This window comes from Mycobacterium sp. 852002-50816_SCH5313054-b, from assembly GCF_001667185.1.
Lineage (GTDB): Bacteria > Actinomycetota > Actinomycetes > Mycobacteriales > Mycobacteriaceae > Mycobacterium.
This window is the reverse complement of sequence record NZ_LZIC01000030.1, coordinates 88431-104749: the sequence shown is the minus strand read 5'-3', so window position 1 is coordinate 104749 and position 16319 is coordinate 88431. Positions and strand designations below refer to the sequence as shown.

At 69.1% G+C, this 16319-nt stretch carries 14 protein-coding genes and 1 pseudogene; 8 read left to right on the top strand and 7 right to left on the bottom strand.

The window, feature by feature from the left end; genetic code table 11:
* Window positions 1-54: 54 nt before the first annotated feature.
* A complete protein-coding gene (gene sigD / locus A5787_RS05345; protein ID WP_066907839.1) occupies window positions 55-630 on the top strand; it encodes an ECF RNA polymerase sigma factor SigD in 576 nt (191 codons plus the stop codon).
* The gene (locus A5787_RS05340; protein WP_082977080.1) at window positions 623-1426 is read left to right on the top strand and encodes an anti-sigma-D factor RsdA; all 804 of its coding nucleotides are present in this window, start codon (window positions 623-625) and stop codon (window positions 1424-1426) included. The genes sigD and A5787_RS05340 overlap by 8 nt, the downstream gene beginning before the upstream one ends.
* 226 nt (window positions 1427-1652) lie before the next feature.
* Here A5787_RS05340 and A5787_RS05335 read toward each other — a convergent pair whose 3' ends face one another.
* Window positions 1653-2066 (bottom strand): DUF5319 domain-containing protein, encoded by a 414-nt coding sequence (locus A5787_RS05335; protein ID WP_066907738.1) that lies wholly within the window; start codon window positions 2064-2066, stop codon window positions 1653-1655.
* 150 nt (window positions 2067-2216) lie between these two features.
* Between A5787_RS05335 and guaB the strand changes: the two genes are divergently transcribed.
* Genes guaB through A5787_RS05320 form a run of 3 tightly spaced genes read left to right on the top strand, consistent with a single transcriptional unit; the run spans window position 2217 to window position 6752 of the window.
* Window positions 2217-3824 (top strand): IMP dehydrogenase, encoded by a 1608-nt coding sequence (gene guaB, locus A5787_RS05330; RefSeq protein WP_066963051.1) that lies wholly within the window; start codon window positions 2217-2219, stop codon window positions 3822-3824.
* A 14-nt stretch (window positions 3825-3838) separates the two neighbouring features.
* Entirely contained in the window at window positions 3839-4966 is a 1128-nt protein-coding gene (locus A5787_RS05325; RefSeq protein ID WP_066963047.1) for a GuaB3 family IMP dehydrogenase-related protein, read from the top strand.
* 49 nt (window positions 4967-5015) lie between these two features.
* Window positions 5016-6752 (top strand): GMC oxidoreductase, encoded by a 1737-nt coding sequence (locus tag A5787_RS05320; protein ID WP_066962691.1) that lies wholly within the window; start codon window positions 5016-5018, stop codon window positions 6750-6752.
* Between the two features lie 61 nt (window positions 6753-6813).
* Here A5787_RS05320 and A5787_RS05315 read toward each other — a convergent pair whose 3' ends face one another.
* Window positions 6814-7722: a TauD/TfdA family dioxygenase gene (locus A5787_RS05315; RefSeq protein WP_066962688.1), complete on the bottom strand. Its 909-nt coding sequence runs from the start codon at window positions 7720-7722 to the stop codon at window positions 6814-6816.
* Between the two features lie 69 nt (window positions 7723-7791).
* Here A5787_RS05315 and A5787_RS05310 point away from each other — a divergent pair, with 69 nt between their 5' ends.
* Entirely contained in the window at window positions 7792-8370 is a 579-nt protein-coding gene (locus tag A5787_RS05310; RefSeq protein ID WP_066962685.1) for a TetR/AcrR family transcriptional regulator, read from the top strand.
* Here the strand turns inward: A5787_RS05310 and A5787_RS05305 are convergent.
* The 3 genes from A5787_RS05305 to A5787_RS05295 form a co-directional block, all read right to left on the bottom strand.
* Window positions 8364-10730: a glycoside hydrolase family 65 protein gene (locus A5787_RS05305; RefSeq protein ID WP_066962681.1), complete on the bottom strand. Its 2367-nt coding sequence runs from the start codon at window positions 10728-10730 to the stop codon at window positions 8364-8366. The genes A5787_RS05310 and A5787_RS05305 overlap by 7 nt on opposite strands.
* The gene (locus A5787_RS05300; protein WP_066963044.1) at window positions 10727-11464 is read right to left on the bottom strand and encodes a beta-phosphoglucomutase family hydrolase; all 738 of its coding nucleotides are present in this window, start codon (window positions 11462-11464) and stop codon (window positions 10727-10729) included. The genes A5787_RS05305 and A5787_RS05300 overlap by 4 nt, the downstream gene beginning before the upstream one ends.
* Window positions 11465-11568: 104 nt before the next feature.
* The gene (locus A5787_RS05295) at window positions 11569-12192 is read right to left on the bottom strand and encodes a TetR/AcrR family transcriptional regulator (RefSeq protein ID WP_066962678.1); all 624 of its coding nucleotides are present in this window, start codon (window positions 12190-12192) and stop codon (window positions 11569-11571) included.
* A gap of 109 nt (window positions 12193-12301) precedes the next feature.
* On the opposite strand from A5787_RS05295, the gene A5787_RS05290 reads away from it, so the two are divergent.
* Complete coding sequence (locus A5787_RS05290) at window positions 12302-13420, top strand: NmrA family NAD(P)-binding protein (protein WP_066962675.1); 1119 nt, start codon at window positions 12302-12304, stop codon at window positions 13418-13420.
* 89 nt (window positions 13421-13509) lie between these two features.
* On the opposite strand, the gene A5787_RS05285 is transcribed toward A5787_RS05290, so the two are convergent.
* Window positions 13510-13914: a thiol-disulfide oxidoreductase DCC family protein gene (locus A5787_RS05285; RefSeq protein WP_066962671.1), complete on the bottom strand. Its 405-nt coding sequence runs from the start codon at window positions 13912-13914 to the stop codon at window positions 13510-13512.
* Window positions 13915-14398: 484 nt separating this feature from the next.
* On the opposite strand from A5787_RS05285, the pseudogene A5787_RS05280 reads away from it, so the two are divergent.
* Window positions 14399-15644, top strand: a pseudogene (locus A5787_RS05280) (HNH endonuclease signature motif containing protein).
* Between the two features lie 43 nt (window positions 15645-15687).
* On the opposite strand, the gene A5787_RS05275 reads toward A5787_RS05280, so the two are convergent.
* Window positions 15688-16314 carry an alpha/beta fold hydrolase gene (locus tag A5787_RS05275; RefSeq protein ID WP_197506961.1) on the bottom strand — a complete coding sequence of 209 codons (627 nt, stop codon included), beginning with the start codon at window positions 16312-16314 and terminating at the stop codon, window positions 15688-15690.
* Window positions 16315-16319: the final 5 nt, after the last annotated feature.

Genomic DNA, 16319 nt, shown 5'->3' with positions numbered 1-16319 from the left:
TCGACAGTTAGCCCGCGATGTGTCCCGTTCGTAACGTTGGAGATACCGCCGTCGATGACAATTCAAGGGGAACGTCTCGACGCTGTGGTTGCGGAGGCCGTGGCGGGAGACCGGAACGCCCTACGGGAGGTGCTGGAGACCATCCGTCCGATCGTCGTGCGATATTGCCGGGCGCGCGTCGGCACAGTCGAACGGGGTGGTCTCTCAGCAGACGACGTGGCTCAGGAGGTGTGTTTGGCCACCATCACGGCGTTGCCGCGGTACCGCGAGCGCGGGCGCCCGTTCCTGGCTTTCCTCTACGGCATTGCGGCCCACAAGATCGCCGATGCCCACCGGGCCGCCGGCCGTGACCGCGCCTACCCCGCGGAAACCGTTCCGGAGCGCTGGTCTCCCGAGGCGGGGCCGGAACAGCGGGCCATCGAGGCCGATTCGGTCAGCCGCATGAACGAACTGCTCGAGATCCTGCCCGCCAAGCAGCGCGAGATCCTGATCCTGCGCGTGGTCGTCGGCCTGTCCGCCGAGGAGACCGCCGCCGCCGTCGGCAGCACCACCGGAGCGGTCCGGGTGGCCCAGCACCGGGCGCTGTCCCGGCTCAAATCCGAAATCGTCGCGGCAGGTGACTATGCCTGAGTCTTTGGATGAGTTCGCGCAAACCGACCTGCTCCTCGACGCGCTCGCCGAACGCAGCTCGGTCGACCTGGACGACGCCAACGACCCCAATTTCGAAGCGCTGGCCGTCCTGCTCGAAGACTGGCGCGACGACCTGCGGTGGCCGCCCGCCAGCGCGCTGGTGTCGCCGGAGGAGGCGATCGAAGCGCTGCACACCGGGCTCGCCGAGCGCAAGCGCGCGCGCCGCGGCCTGGCGACGGTCGGGTCGGTCGCCGCAACATTGCTGGCGCTGAGCGGGTTTGGCGCCATGGTCGTCGAGGCCCGTCCCGGGGACGCGCTGTACGGGCTGCACGCGATGTTCTACGACCAGCCGAGGGTCAACGACAGCCAGATCGAGCTGTCCGCCAAGGCCGAACTGGCGAAGGTTCAGCAAATGATCGACCAGGGCCAGTGGGCCCAGGCCCAGAACCAGCTGGCCCAGGTCAGCGGCACCGTGCAATCCATGAACGACGGGGCCAGCAGGAACGACCTGCTGGACGAGGTGAATTTGCTCAACACCCGCGTGGAATCGCGCAACCCGAACGCGACGGTGCCGCCCGCCGCGCCAAAGCCCAAGGCGCCGGCCGCATCGTCGACGCCGCCGGTCTCGCCCGGTCGCACGACCACACCGCCGACGGTGGCCGGCACAACGGCTCCGACACCGAGCGCATCGACGAGCCCGACAAGCCCCGCAACGACGAGTCCGTCCTCGGGTCGGCACCGGCATCACGGCCACTCGTCCACGCCGTCCTCGGTGGCACCGGACGAAACGCCCTAGCGGCGATCGCAAGCGCGGCGGAGCCGGGCGCGGCGGGTCGCCGCCATCGAGCTAGCGGCGATCGCAAGCGCGGCGGAGCCGGGCGCGGCGGGTCGCCGCCATCGAGCTAGCGGCGATCGCAAGCGCGGCGGAGCCGGGCGCGGCGGGTCGTCGCCATCGAGCTAGCGGCGATCGCAAGCGCGGCGGAGCCGGGCGCGGCGGGTCGTCGCCATAAATCTAGCGGCGGTCAGCGGCGGTGGAAGCCGTCCGCGTCTGACGACGTCGCTTCGTTGAGCGAGGCGTCGGCGTATCCCCGGCAGTAGTCCCACGTGACGTAGGAGTCGGGTTCGGGATCGTAGGCGGGCTCGTGCGGGCGGACCGTCCCATCGATGAGCAGCTGTAGCAGGTTGGCCCGCAACATGTCCCAGTCGTGGTAGTGGTCTTGCTGACACTCGTCGCAGCACACCACCAGCCCGCGAATGCCCTTGTGCGCCAACAGAGCCTCGTACACGGCCAGATCGGCCAGGTCGGCCTCGACCGCCATCCGCTCCTGCTGATCCAGCGGTTGCCCCGGCTCGACGGCCTCGAGCGCCGCCGACGGATCGCAGGGGTCGTCGGCGAACGGGTCGGGTGGCAAACCCGGTGGGAGGTGGTCACGCACGCCCCTAGCCTACGCAGGGGGGCCGTCATAGCGCCAGCAGGGACATGCCCGCCACGCGGCGTCCGCGGCACGCCCGGGCAAGCGGGTCCGGGGGCTGCGGGAGCCGATAGGATGGGCTTCTCACTCCGCGCGCGTATGGAGGGCCTCCCGATGACCCGTGGCATGTCCCACTTAGAAGACAGCTCCGACCTGGCTGTCGGGCCCTACGTGCGCGACCCGCATTTCGCGGGACTGGCCGACGAGCCGGTGCCGACCGGGGGCGACAACCCGTACAAGATCGCGATGCTCGGCCTGACCTTCGACGACGTCTTGCTGTTGCCCGCCGCCTCCGACGTGGTCCCCGCCACCGCGGACACCTCCAGCCAGCTCACCAGGAAGATCCGGCTCAAGGTGCCCCTGGTCAGCTCGGCGATGGACACCGTCACCGAGTCGCGGATGGCCATCGCGATGGCCCGCGCCGGCGGAATGGGCGTGCTGCACCGCAACCTGCCGGTCGCCGAACAGGCCGGGCAGGTGGAGATGGTCAAGCGCTCGGAGGCCGGCATGGTCACCGACCCGGTCACCTGCCGGCCCGACAACACGCTGGCTCAGGTCGACGCGCTGTGCGCCCGCTTCCGGATCTCCGGGCTGCCGGTGGTCGACGATTCCGGCTCGCTGGTCGGCATCATCACCAACCGCGACATGCGGTTCGAGGTGGACCAGACCAGGCAGGTCGCCGAGGTCATGACGAAGTCCCCGCTGATTACCGCCCAGGAGGGCGTCAGCGCCGACGCGGCGCTAGGGCTGTTGCGGCGCAACAAGATCGAGAAGCTGCCCATCGTCGACGGCCACGGCCGGCTGACCGGCCTGATCACCGTCAAGGACTTCGTCAAGACCGAGCAACACCCGCTGGCCACCAAGGACAGCGACGGTCGGCTGCTGGTCGGCGCCGCCGTCGGCGTCGGCGGCGACGCCTGGGTGCGCGCGATGATGCTGGTCGACGCCGGGGTCGACGTGCTGATCGTCGACACCGCGCACGCGCACAACCGGCTGGTGCTCGACATGGTCGGCCAGCTCAAGGCCGAGGTCGGCGACCGCGTCGAGGTGATCGGCGGCAACGTCGCCACCCGGGCGGCGGCCGCGGCGCTCATCGACGCCGGGGCCGACGCAGTCAAGGTCGGTGTCGGACCGGGATCGATCTGCACGACGCGCGTCGTCGCCGGCGTCGGCGCACCTCAGATCACGGCGATCCTGGAGGCCGTCGCGGTCTGCCGGCCGGCGGGCGTGCCGGTGATCGCCGACGGCGGGCTGCAGTACTCGGGCGACATCGCCAAGGCGCTGGCCGCCGGCGCGTCGACGGCCATGCTCGGCTCGCTGCTGGCCGGCACCGCCGAGGCGCCCGGCGAGCTGATCTTCGTCAACGGCAAACAGTTCAAGAGCTACCGGGGCATGGGGTCGCTGGGCGCCATGGCCGGACGGGGCTCCGGGGCAGCGGGCAAGTCCTACTCCAAGGACCGCTACTTCGCCGACGACGCCCTGAGCGAGGACAAGCTGGTGCCCGAGGGCATCGAGGGCAGGGTGCCGTTCCGCGGGCCCCTGTCGTCGGTGATCCATCAGCTGACCGGCGGGCTGCGCGCCGCGATGGGGTACACCGGCTCGCCCACCATCGAGGCGCTGCAACAGGCGCAGTTCGTCCGGATCACGGCGGCCGGCCTGCGCGAGAGTCACCCGCATGACGTCGCCATGACCGTCGAAGCGCCCAACTACTTCGCGCGGTGAGCAGCGAATTGGCCATGGTCGAGATCGGGATGGGCCGCGTCGCCCGTCGCACCTATGAGCTCAGCGAGATCAGCATCGTGCCGTCGCGGCGCACCCGCTCCTCGCAGGACGTGTCGACGGCGTGGCAGCTGGACGCCTACCGGTTCGAGATCCCCGTCATCGCGCATCCGACCGACGCGCTGGTGTCGCCGGAGTTCGCCATCGAGCTGGGCCGCCTCGGCGGGCTGGGCGTGCTCAACGGCGAGGGGCTGATCGGCCGGCACGCCGACGTCGAGGCCAAGATCGCGCAGCTGCTCGAGGCCGCCGAGAAGGAGCCGGAACCCTCGGCGGCGATCCGGCTGCTGCAGGAGCTGCACGCCGCGCCGCTGGACCCCGAACTGCTGGGTTCGGCGGTCGCGCGCATCCGCGAGGCGGGCGTGACCACCGCGGTGCGGGTCAGCCCGCAAAACGCGCAGGCGCTGACGCCGGCGCTGCTGCAGGCCGGGATCGACCTGCTGGTCATCCAGGGCACCATCGTCTCGGCCGAGCGGGTCGCCAGCGATGGCGAGCCGCTGAATTTGAAGACCTTCATCTCCGAGCTCGACGTCCCCGTGGTCGCCGGCGGGGTGCTGGATCACCGCACCGCGCTGCACCTGATGCGCACCGGCGCCGCCGGCGTGATCGTCGGCTACGGCTCCACCCGCGGGGTGACCACCAGCGACGAGGTGCTGGGCATCAGCGTGCCGATGGCCACCGCGATCGCCGACGCCGCGGCCGCGCGCCGCGAATACCTCGACGAGACCGGTGGCCGCTACGTGCACGTGCTGGCCGACGGCGACATCCACACCTCCGGCGAGCTGGCCAAGGCCATCGCGTGCGGCGCCGACGCCGTGGTGCTGGGCACGCCGCTGGCCGAATCCGCCGAGGCGCTCGGCGGCGGATGGTTCTGGCCGACCGCGGCGGCGCACCCGTCGCTGCCGCGCGGGGCGTTGCTACAGATCGCGGTCGGCGAGCGCCCGCCGCTGCGGCAGGTGCTCGGCGGCCCCTCCGACGACCCGTTCGGCAGCCTGAATCTGGTCGGCGGCCTGCGCCGCTCGATGGCCAAGGCCGGTTATTGCGATCTCAAGGAGTTCCAGAAGGTCGGCCTGACGGTCGGTAGCTGAGCGCAGGCCTTGCTGGTTTATTACCGGCGGGTACGGCCATACTGGTGCCATGAAGCCGGATTACGACGTCCTGATCATCGGTTCGGGATTCGGGGGCAGCGTCAGCGCGCTGCGGCTGACGGAAAAGGGCTACCGGGTGGGGGTCGTGGAGGCCGGCCGCCGCTTCTCCGACCAGGAGTTCGCCGAGACTTCGTGGGACCTGCGCAAGTTTTTGTGGGCGCCCAAGCTCGGTTGCTACGGCATCCAGCGGATCCACCCGCTGCGCAACGTGATGATCCTGGCCGGCGCGGGCGTGGGCGGCGGCTCGCTCAACTACGCCAACACCTTGTACGTGCCGCCGGAGCCGTTCTTCAACGACCCGCAGTGGAAGCACATCACCGACTGGCGTGACGAGCTGATGCCGCACTACGAGCAGGCGCAACGGATGCTGGGCGTGGTCGAGAACCCCACGTTCACCGACGCCGACCGCCTCGTCAAGGAAGTCGCCGACGACATGGGCTGCGGGGACACCTGGGTGCCCACGCCGGTCGGGGTGTTCTTCGGCCCGGACGGCACCAAGGCGCCCGGCAAGACCGTGCCAGACCCGTACTTCGGCGGCGCCGGGCCCGACCGCACCGGCTGCCTGGAATGCGGCTGCTGCATGACCGGCTGCCGCTACGGCGCCAAGAACACTTTGGTGAAGAACTACCTCGGCCTCGCGGAATCCCATGGCGCAGAAGTGATTCCGATGACGACGGTGAAAAACTTCGAGCAGCGCCCCGACGGGCTGTGGGAGGTGCACACGGTGCGCACCGGAAGCTGGCTGCGCCGCGACCGGCGCACCTACACCGCCGAAAACGTGATCCTGGCCGCGGGCACCTGGGGAACGCAGCACCTGCTGTTCAACATGCGCGACAAGGGCAAGCTGCCCCGCCTGTCGAAGCGCCTGGGCGTCCTGACCCGGACCAACTCCGAGTCCATCGTCGGTGCAGCGACGCTCGAGGTGCGGCCCGAGCTGGACCTGACGCACGGCGTGGCGATCACGTCGTCGATCCACCCGACGTCGGACACCCACGTCGAGCCCGTCCGCTACGGCAAGGGCTCCAACGCGATGGGGCTGCTGCAGACGCTGATGACCGACGGCGAGGGTCCGGGGGGCACCGACCTGCCGCGCTGGAAGCAGTTGCTGGAGCAGGGCCGCGAGGACCCGCGCGGCATCCTGCGGATGATCAACGTCCGCCAGTGGAGCGAGCGCACGGTGATCGCGCTGGTGATGCAGCACCTGGACAACTCGATCACCACGTTCACCAAGCGCGGCAAGCTCGGCATCCGCTGGTACTCCAGCAAGCAGGGGCACGGCGAGCCCAACCCGTCGTGGATCCCGGTCGGCAACGAGGTCACCCGCCGCATCGCCGCCAAGATCGACGGCGTCGCCGGCGGCACCTGGGGCGAGCTGTTCAACATCCCGCTGACGGCGCACTTCCTGGGCGGCGCGGTGATCGGCGACAGCCCCGAACACGGCGTCATCGACCCGTATCACCGGGTTTACGGCTATCCGACGCTGTTCGTGGTGGACGGCGCGGCGATCTCGGCGAACCTGGGCGTCAACCCGTCGCTGTCGATCACCGCGCAGGCCGAGCGGGCCGCCTCCATGTGGCCGAACAAGGGCGAGCAGGACCTGCGGCCGCTGCAGGGCGATACCTACCGCAGGCTGTCCCCGATCCCGCCCGAGCACCCCGTGGTGCCGGCGCATGCTCCCGGCGCGCTGCGCTGGCTACCGATCGACCCGGTCAGTACCGCGGGCTGATCCCTTGACGATCGCGAGCGCGGCGTAGCCGGGCGCTGCGGGTCGTCACCATCAGCTCGCGTCAGCTCGCGATCTCCTCCGGGCTGCTCACGTCCAGCGGGGCGCCGCTGACGACCCGGCTGCGTTGCCCGTGCACGTTGACGGGCACGTCGCCCATCAGCGTGACCCGGTGCATCAGCCGATGCTGGCCGTCGTAGTCGTCGATCGCGCGGTGCTGCGTCGCCCGGTTGTCCCAGATGGCGACGTCGCCATAGCCCCAGCTCCAGCGAATAGTGTTCTCGGGCAGGGTGATTCGGCGTTGCAGCAGCTCGAGCAGGACGCTCGATTCGTAGCTGTCCATTCCGACGAACCCGCGCACGAAATCACCCAGCACCAGCGTCCGCTCGCCGGTCTCCGGGTGCACCCGAACCACGGGATGCTCGGTCTGGAAGTCCGGCTTGTCGAACGCCTGCCGGAAGGCCCGCTGCACGTCGGTCAAGGCCTCTTCGGTGATGTAGTCATGGCGGTTGGTATGCAGCGCCCACAGGTTGTCGACGAGCCACTTCAGCGGCTCGGGCAGGTGGTCGTAGGCCGCCGCGGTCGAGGCCCACAGCGTCGAGCCCCCGTAACTCGGCAGCGTCACCGCGCGCAGGATCGAGGCCGCGGGGTAGTTCGCGGCGAACGTGACGTCGGTGTGCCAGCGCGTCGCCTTGCCGTACTCGGAGTTGATGGGCGTGATGATCGGCGCGTTCTTGGCGGCGAGGAACTTGGCCGCGGGGTGCCCGATCGGGGTGCCCAGCAGCCGCGCGAACGCGAGCTGCCCTTCGTCGTCGAGGTGGTCCTGCCCGCGAAAGAAGATCACCTTGTGGGCCAGCAGCGCCCCGCGGATCTCGTCGACGCTGGCCAGGTCGAGGTCACCGCCCAGGCGCACGCCGTCGACTCGGGCGCCGATCCGGCTGCCCAGCTTGGTGACGGTGATGGAGTGGGTCATTTCTTTCGTCCTTTTGCCTTTTGCGCAGATCGTGTGTAGTCAACTGACTACATGGGTTAGTGTAGTCATATGACTACAACTTCGGCAAGGGCCGGCCGAAAAAATCCCACCGGGCGCGAAGAGGTCGGGGCCGCGATCCTGCAGGCCGCCACCGAGCTGTTCGCCGAGCGGGGCCCGGCGGCGACGTCGATCCGCGACATCGCCGCCCGGTCAAAGGTCAACCACGGGTTGGTGTTCCGGCACTTCGGCACCAAGGATCAGCTCGTCGGCGCCGTGCTCGACCACCTGGGCGCAACCACGACCGCGTTGCTGCAGAGCGACCCGACCCCCGAGGAGGCGGAGCGGGCGCTGGACCGGCATTTGCGCGTCATGGCACGCACGCTGCTCGACGGCTACCCGGCGGGAAAGTTGCAGTCCCGGTTCCCGGGCGCCTCGCAGATGTACGACGACATCCGCCCGATGCACGGGCCCGGCCCTGACGGAGACCTCAGCGCGCGTCTGGCCGTGGCGAATGCCTTTGCGCTGCAGTTTGGTTGGCGGCTGTTCGCCCCTTTTTTACGCTCGGCGGTCGGCATCGATGACCTACCGGACGCCGAGCTGCGTCAGGCGATCGGCACCGAAATCTCTCGGGTACTCCAGCCTCACTGAGTGCGGGCCAGGGCGCGCCGGTGCATCGGCTCGCGGCCCGGCGGCTGCTGCGGCGTCGGCAGCAGGGGTTTGCGGACGCGCACGGCGACGGTCGTCGGCGCATCGGTGTTCAGCGTGAGTTGTTCGCCGGCGTGCCGCATGGTCAGCTCGTGCTCGGGGCCGTCCTGCACCGCGTAGGTGACGTCGGAGTGGTTGACGTCGACCGTGAGCCGGAAGTCGCGCCACCGCAGCCGGAACCGGAGTCGTGAAATGCCGTCGGGCAGCTGGGGATCCAGCGACAGGATGCCCTCGTCGTCGCGCAGGCCGCCGAACCCCACGACCAGCGTCATCCAGGCCCCGGCCAGCGAGGCCATGTGCAATCCGTCGCGGGTGTTGTGGTGCAGGTCGCGCAGGTCGATCAGCCCGGCCTCATACGCGTAGTCGTGGGCCAGCTCCAGATGCCCGACCTCGGCGCACAGCACCGCCTGGGTGCAGGCCGACAGCGAGGAGTCGCGCACCATGCGCCGCTCGTAGTAGTCGACGTTGCGCGCCTTCTGTTCCGGCGTGAACGCGTGGCTCTGCCATTGCATCGCCAGCACGAGGTCGGCCTGCTTGATCACCTGGGCGGGGTAGAGGCGCACGTAGGCCTCGTGCATCAGCAGGGGATAGGTGTTGTTCTTTTCGAAGTCCCACTCGGCGAAGGTGGTGAACCCCTCGCACTGCTGATGGACGCCCAGCTCGGCGTCGTAGGGGATGTTGACGGCGTCGGCCGCGTCGCGCCAGGCGGCCGTTTCCTCGGTGGTGACATCCAGCGCCGTCGCCTCGTCGGGGTGGCGGTTGCAGGCATCGGCGGCCGTGACCAGGTTGTGCGCGGCCATCAGGTTCGTGAAGACGTTGTCGCGCACGATCGCCGTGTACTCGTCGGGTCCGGTGACCCCGTCGAGGTGCCAGACGCCGTGCCGGTCGTGGTGCCCGAGCGACATCCACAGCCGGGCGGTCTCGACGAGCACCTTGAGGCCGCAGTCGCGCTCCAGGTCGTGGTCGCCGGTGACAATGCGGTACCGCTCGAAGGCCATCGCGATGTCGGCGTTGATGTGCCAGGCGGCCGTGCCGGCCGGCCAGTACGCCGAGCACTCCTGCCCGCGGATGGTGCGCCACGGGAAGCTGGCACCCTCCAGGCCGAGTTCGGCGGCGCGCTCCTTGGCCAGTTCCAGCGTCGACGCCCGCCAGCGCAGCGCGTCGGCGACGGTGTGCGGCGCGGTGTAGGTCAGCACCGGCAACACGTAGGCCTCGGTGTCCCAGAAGGCGTGGCCGTCGTAGCCGGTTCCGGTGAGCCCCTTGGCGGCGATGGCGCGGCGTTCGGCGCGGGCGCTGGCCTGCAACAGGTGGAACATCCCGAACCGGACGGCCTGCTGGGATTCGGGGTCGCCCTCGACCTCGACGTCCGCGTTCTCCCAGAAGTCGTCGAGGTAGGCGCGCTGCGCGTCCAGCAGGCCCTGCCAGCCGGTGTAGCGGGCGCTGTGGATCGCCGCGGCGGCCTGGTCGCGCAGCGCGGGGCGCGAGCGCATGCTCGACCAGCCGTACGCCAGATACTTGACGACGCGCAGCTTCTGGCCCGCACGCAGCCCGCAGATGACCGTGGTCCGGGCCAGATCCGGGCGGGCGTCGGTGCTGAACTCGACGCGCCCGGGGACGTCGATCTCGTGATCCATCGCGGCCGACATCATCAGGGCGCTGGCCCGGGTCCGGTGCATGAGAAGCGCCCCGGTCTCGGTGCTTTCGTGGTCGACGGCCTCCAGCGGATTCTCCAGGATCGCCGAGACCCGGGGGTCGTCGGAGGTCTCCGGCTGGTCCTCGTTGGTGACCAGTTCGGACTGCACGGTCACGCGGACGAATTCGTCGACCGCCTCCACCACGTACTCGATGGCGGCGACGCCGCGCTGGGCCAGCGAGACCAGCCGGGTGGACACGACCCTGACCTGCTTGCCATTGGGCGAGCGCCAGTCGGCGCGGCGGGTCATGGTCCCGGCGCGCAGGTCGAGCACCCGCTCGTGGGAGAGCAATTCGCCATAGCGGACGTCGAACGGCTCGTCTTCGACCAGCAACCGGATGATCTTGCCGTTGGTGACGTCGACGATCGTCTGGCCCGCCTCGGGATAGCCGAAGCCGGCCTCGGCGTACGGCAGCGGCCGCATCTCGTAGAAGGAGTTCAGGTAGGTGCCCGGCAGGCCGTGCGGCTCGCCCTCGTCGAGGTTGCCGCGCAGCCCGATGTGCCCGTTGGCCAGCGCGAACAGCGATTCCGACTGCGCCAGCAGGTTCAGGTCGAGCCGGGTCTCGCGGACCTGCCACGGCTCGACCGGGAACGCCTCTTCGGTGATCATGACAGCAGGTCGGCGAGATCGGTGACCACGACGTCGGCGCCGTTGCGGCGCAAGTCGTCGGCCTGGCCAAGTCGGTCGACGCCCACCACGTAGCCGAAGTTACCGGCACGGCCGGCCTGCACGCCCGACAACGCGTCCTCGAATACGGCCGCGGCGTCGGCGCCGACGCCTAGCAGCTCGGCCCCGCGCAGGTAGGAGTCCGGGGCCGGCTTGCCGGCGATGTGCTCCTCGCGCAGCGTGACGCCGTCCACCCGCTGCTGGACGAACCGGTCCAGACCGGTGATCTCGAGGACGTCGCGGGTGTTGGCGCTCGAGGACACCACGGCAATCCCCAGGCCCGCGGCCGACACCGCCTCCAAGTAGCGCCGCGACCCCTCGAAGACCTCGACGCCGTCGTCGTGCAGCACCTTCTGGAACATGTCGTTCTTGCGGTTGCCCAGGCCGTAGATCGTCTCGGCGTCGCCCGGGTCGTCCGGGTCGCCGTCGGGCAGCTCGATGCCCCGGCTGTCCAGAAACGAGCGGACCCCGTCCTCGCGCTTCTTGCCGTCGACGTACTCGCGGTAGTCGGCTGCCGGGTCGAACGGGACGAACTTTTCGCCGGTTCGCTCGGCCCGTTCGGACAGGTAGGCGTCGAACATGGCCTTCCAGGCCTTGGTGTGCACGCTCGCGGTGTCGGTGAGCACACCGTCGAGGTCGAACAGACAGGCGTGGACCTTCTCTGGCAGACCCAGCACGGTGGACCTCACTCTCGCGGCGGTGGGCGGCTACTTGGTGCGATACCCACTCCACCATGCCGAGATGCGTGCCGCCAATGGTCACCGCCCTGGCGGCGGACCGTTTACATGTCGTTCAGCAGGCCCCGCTCGATGAGGTCGAACACCTGGGCCCGCGCGAACCTGACGGCCGCGGGGCTCCCGGGCAGCGGTCCATCCAGTAGCAGGCAAGCCAGGCCGTGCACCGCCGACCAGGCGGCCACCTCAGCCCCCGGCCTGTGGCGCGCATCCAGCAGACCGGCGGTTTGCGCTTCGTCGAGCACCTGACCGAGGACCTCGAAAGGGTCCGGGCCCGTCGTCGCTCGGTCACTCGCTACGTCGGGGGAGGTCGCGGGATGCGAGGTGAACGCGGTGCGAAACAGTCCCGGCTCGGAAATCGCGAAGTCGATATACGCGGTGCCCACCGCGCGCAGCCTCTTGCGAGGGTCGTTGGTGCGATTGACGCGTCGGCGCATTTGCGCGGCGAGCTCGCTGCGGGCATAGCTGGACACCTCGGCCAGCAGCTCCTCGCGGTCGGCGAAGTGGCGGTAGGCGGCCGAGTGCGACACTCCGGCGGCCCGGGCCGCCTCACGCAGGATCACCCGATCGGGTCCGCCCTCGCGGGCCAGGGCGATGCTGGCCTCGATCAGGGCCGAGCGCAATGCGCCGTGGTGGTAGCCCTTTTTGGCAGGGGGGCCGGCGGAACTCATGCCATCACGATCTCACGCCGTCCGGGATGTTGACAACGGTCACATATCGACCGCATACTGCCGATGTAACCATTGGTCACATTGTCGTATCCGACGGGAAGGAACTCCAATGACAAACACACGTGTGCTGGTCACCGGCGCGACGGGAAGGATTGGCGCCGCGGTGGCGGCCCAATTACTGGAAAAAGGCGTGGCTACTAGGGCATTGGTACGTCGCGACGACGAGCGCAGCGCCCGGTTGCGGGCTTCGGGGGCCGAGGTCGTTGTGGCGGATATGCTTGACATTCAACAGGTTCGTGCCGCGGTCGACGGCGTGGATCGATTGTTCTTCAACCCCCCGTACCACCCGCACGCCCTCGACAGTGCGGTCGCCTTTGCCGTGGCCGCGCGCCGCGCGGGCGTGGAGGCGGTGGTCGCGCTCGGCCAGTGGCTGGCCAGCCCCGAGCATCCGGCCCTGATGACCCGCCAGCACTGGTTGTCCGACAAGCTGTTTCAGTTGCTGCCGGATACCGCCCACGTCGCGGTGGATCCCGGATTCTTCGCGGACAACTACTTCCAGGTGCTGCCGGTTGCCGCCCAACTCGGGGTGTTGCCGACGCCGAGGACCGGGGGACGACTCAACGCGCCCCCGTCCAACGAGGATATCGCCCGGGTCGCGGTGGGCGCGTTGCTCGACCCGCACCGCCACGACGGTCGGGCCTACCGCCCAACCGGGCCAAAGCTGTTGTCTGGTGCGGACATTGCCGACGCGGTGAGCGAGGCGTTGGGCCGTCGGGTCCGGCTCATGGAAATTCCTCCGTGGATGTTCATGCGAGCGGTGCGCCTGAACGCCAAGCGACTCGGAGCCGACATGTACTTCGAATCCGGTTTGCGCCATTACCTGCCAGAGACCGCCCTGGGAAGCTGGGAGGTGGGCGGACCGACCACCCATGTGCGTGATGTCGCCGGGGTCGAACCCGAAGATTTTCTCACCATCGCGCGACGCTACGTCAAAGCGGCGGACACCCGTCGCACAGCGGCAAAGACGTTGCGAGAGATCGGAAACCTCATGCTGACGGGGCTGGTGCCGGCGCACCGGCTCGACCGCTTCGACAGGCGCCAGCAGCATCCTCGGCCGGCGCGACCCCGGTATTCGGCCGAGTCGGCCGTGTGGCAAAGCGAGCACGACCCGTCGGCTGACCCCGCGCACTACCGGTTCGGCCTAGGCGAGCTGGCGGTGGATGTATAGCAGGTGGTGGTCCACCTCGTGCAGCGTGTTGGGGCCACCTGGCGCAGCGTCCGTTCGGCGCGCCGCGGCCAGTCGCAGACGATGCGCATTCAGGGCGTCTGACGGGAAAGGCACTGCCCTGGCTCGGATTCGCAAAAGGGCGTGACTCCGCGGAAGCGATACCGGTGGGCGGCGACCCACCGGTACACGCGTTCTTGGAGTAGGCCTACTCCCGGTAGGTGGTACGCGCGTAGTGGCAGCTTTGTGCCCAACGCAGCTGACAGCGCCGCGTTCACGGCCTCCGCTCCGGCGAAGACCGCGCCGGATCGGTCCAGCCACCAAACGGATTCGAGCAACCGCTCAGCCGAGACGCCGACCAGTTCGGCGGTACCCGGTTTTTGCATCGGCTCGGTTCGCAATCGCCCGGTCCTGTTCAACCGCAGCAGCCCGTTGCGCGCCCGCGTGCACATCCCGCAGTTGCCATCGAACAGGAGAACGCCGTCCACGCTGTTCATTGTGCGCCCCTTTGGACAGATCATCGGCGATGGCCATCGCCCGATAGCCTTCCTTCGCACGCACCAGCTCCCTTCGTCGAGTCGCGCTACGGGCCAACGAACATCAAGGGGACGGACGGTCAATCGTCCGCGGATGGCCGGCGTTCGCGCCAGCGCACGCCGCCAGCTAAAGCGGGCCGGACGACGCCAAAAGGATCGCCGTCGTGGGCGTCACTGCCTTACTCGGAAAACGCGCCACCCGAATCGTCTTCCACCCCCCACAGGTAGATACACCAGACGAGGAGTTCGTGGCGGACTGGACCGCGATGCTGGCCGGCCATATAGAACCAGCCCGGCGAACCTAGAGCCTGCGGCGCCTCACCGGGAGCCGGCACGCAACTGATCCGGAGTCAAACCGAGACCTGGCGCACGAATGTGGGCGGTGAATTCGGCAGCGCTGATCGGGCGGCCCGGATTTGTCGGAGGTGGCTGCGACGATGATGTTATGTCTTCGACCGCATCCGCTGGCGCCGTGGTGGTCAGTCCGAAAGAGCGTCTTGAGGTGTTGTTCGAGGAGTTGGCGGAGTTGGCCGGGCAGCGCAACGCGATCGACGGGCGCATTGTGGATATCGTCGCTGAAATCGATCGTGACGAGCTGTGTGGCATGACGGGGGCGCGGTCGGTGGCGGCGTTAATCGCTTGGAAGCTGGGCTTGTCCTCGGGTACCGCGCACACGTTCGCCGCGGTGGCGCACCGGGTGGAGGAGTTTCCGCGGTGCGCGGCGGGGTTGCGGGAGGGTCGAGTGTCACTGGATCAGCTCGGCGTCCTCGCGGCGCGGGCGGGTGAGGGTTCTGATGAGCATTACGTGCAGTTGGCGCACGTCGCCACGGTGAACCAACTGCGCACCGCCGTCAAGCTCGAACCACGACCCGAACCAGAAACTAGGGCCGAGCTTGCCTCGATCACCAAGACCTCCGATGAGCAGTTCAGTTGTTGGCGGATCAAACTTCCGCACTTTGACGCGGCGAAGTTCGACGCGGCGCTGGCCTCTCATCGCGAGGCGCTGATCACCCAGTGGCGCCACGATCACGGCGATGACGACCGCGCCTCAGGTCAGCGGCCCCCGATGCCCGGCACGCTGGAGGCGTTCCTGCGCCTGGTCGAGGCCGGCTGGGATACCGAGGCCACCCGCCGCCCACACGGGCAGCACACCACCGTGGTGGTGCACCTCGACGTTGCCCAGCGCGCCGCCGCGCTGCATCTGGGTCCTCTGCTGTCCGACGCCGAACGCCGCTACCTGAGCTGTGATGCCACCTGTGAGGTCTGGTTCGAACGGGACGGCCAGGTCATCGGCGCCGGGCGCGCGACGCGGGTGATCAACCGGCGGCTTCGCCGCGCGCTCGAGCACCGTCACCCCACGTGTGCGGTGCCCGGTTGCGGGGCCGGTCGCGGCCTGCACGCCCACCACATCCGGCACTGGGAAGACGGCGGGCCCACGGAGCTGGACAACCTGGTGCTGGTATGCCCCTATCACCACCGGCTGCACCACCGGGGTCTGATCACCATCACCGGATCCGCCACCGATCTCACCGTCACCGACGACGCCGGCCCGAGTATTGAGCCCGGGATCACTCGCGCGCCCACCCACTCAACCCCCGCCCGCGGTGGCTCCGTGCCCCGGGCCCTTCGGCGAACGTGCCGACTGGTGGTGGTACGAACCCTTCCAGCCACAACCACCACCAACCAACTAGGTCGGTGAGCACACGGGGCTGGGACTACAGATATTCGTCTGCGCTACCCGCTGCTATCGGAGCTTGATAACGGACGCCGCGCGTGCCGGATGATACGGACCATCTCCTCGGGCCGCTCGAGGGCCGAGAAGTGCCCAACGCCGGGCACCGTGGCGGCCCGGACACCAAGGAGGCGGGCGACTTGGTCGCGATCCGCCGGGCGCGACCAATCGTGTTCGCTGTAGACCAGCGTGACGGGTGTCTTCACCTGCGAGTAGCGGCTTTTCGCGTCGATGAGCCCGGTCAGGAGGCGCATGATGGCCCGATTGACCCTCGGGTAGCCGGGCCGGCGGCCGCTTCGCCGCAGCTCGGTGAGGAAGTCCTTGGGCAGCGCGTGGCGGTCGGCGAAGCCGCCGGCCAGCACGCCTTCGAGGATGAGGCGGTTTTCCAGCCGGGCGAAGACCGGTCCCGATCCGGGCAGGCGGACGCCCGTTCCGATCACGCGGGCGAACCAGTTACCGCGCTCGAGGCCGCCCGGGTAGTCGTAGGGATTGAAGGCGATCACGCCGCTCACCTGGTCCGTCAGCTCGATCGAGGCCAACAGCGCGAGCGCGGCTCCCATCGATTCGCCCGCCAGCGTGACTTCACGCAGGCCCAGGGTCCTGATGAATTCCACCACGGCGCCGCGCAATTCGG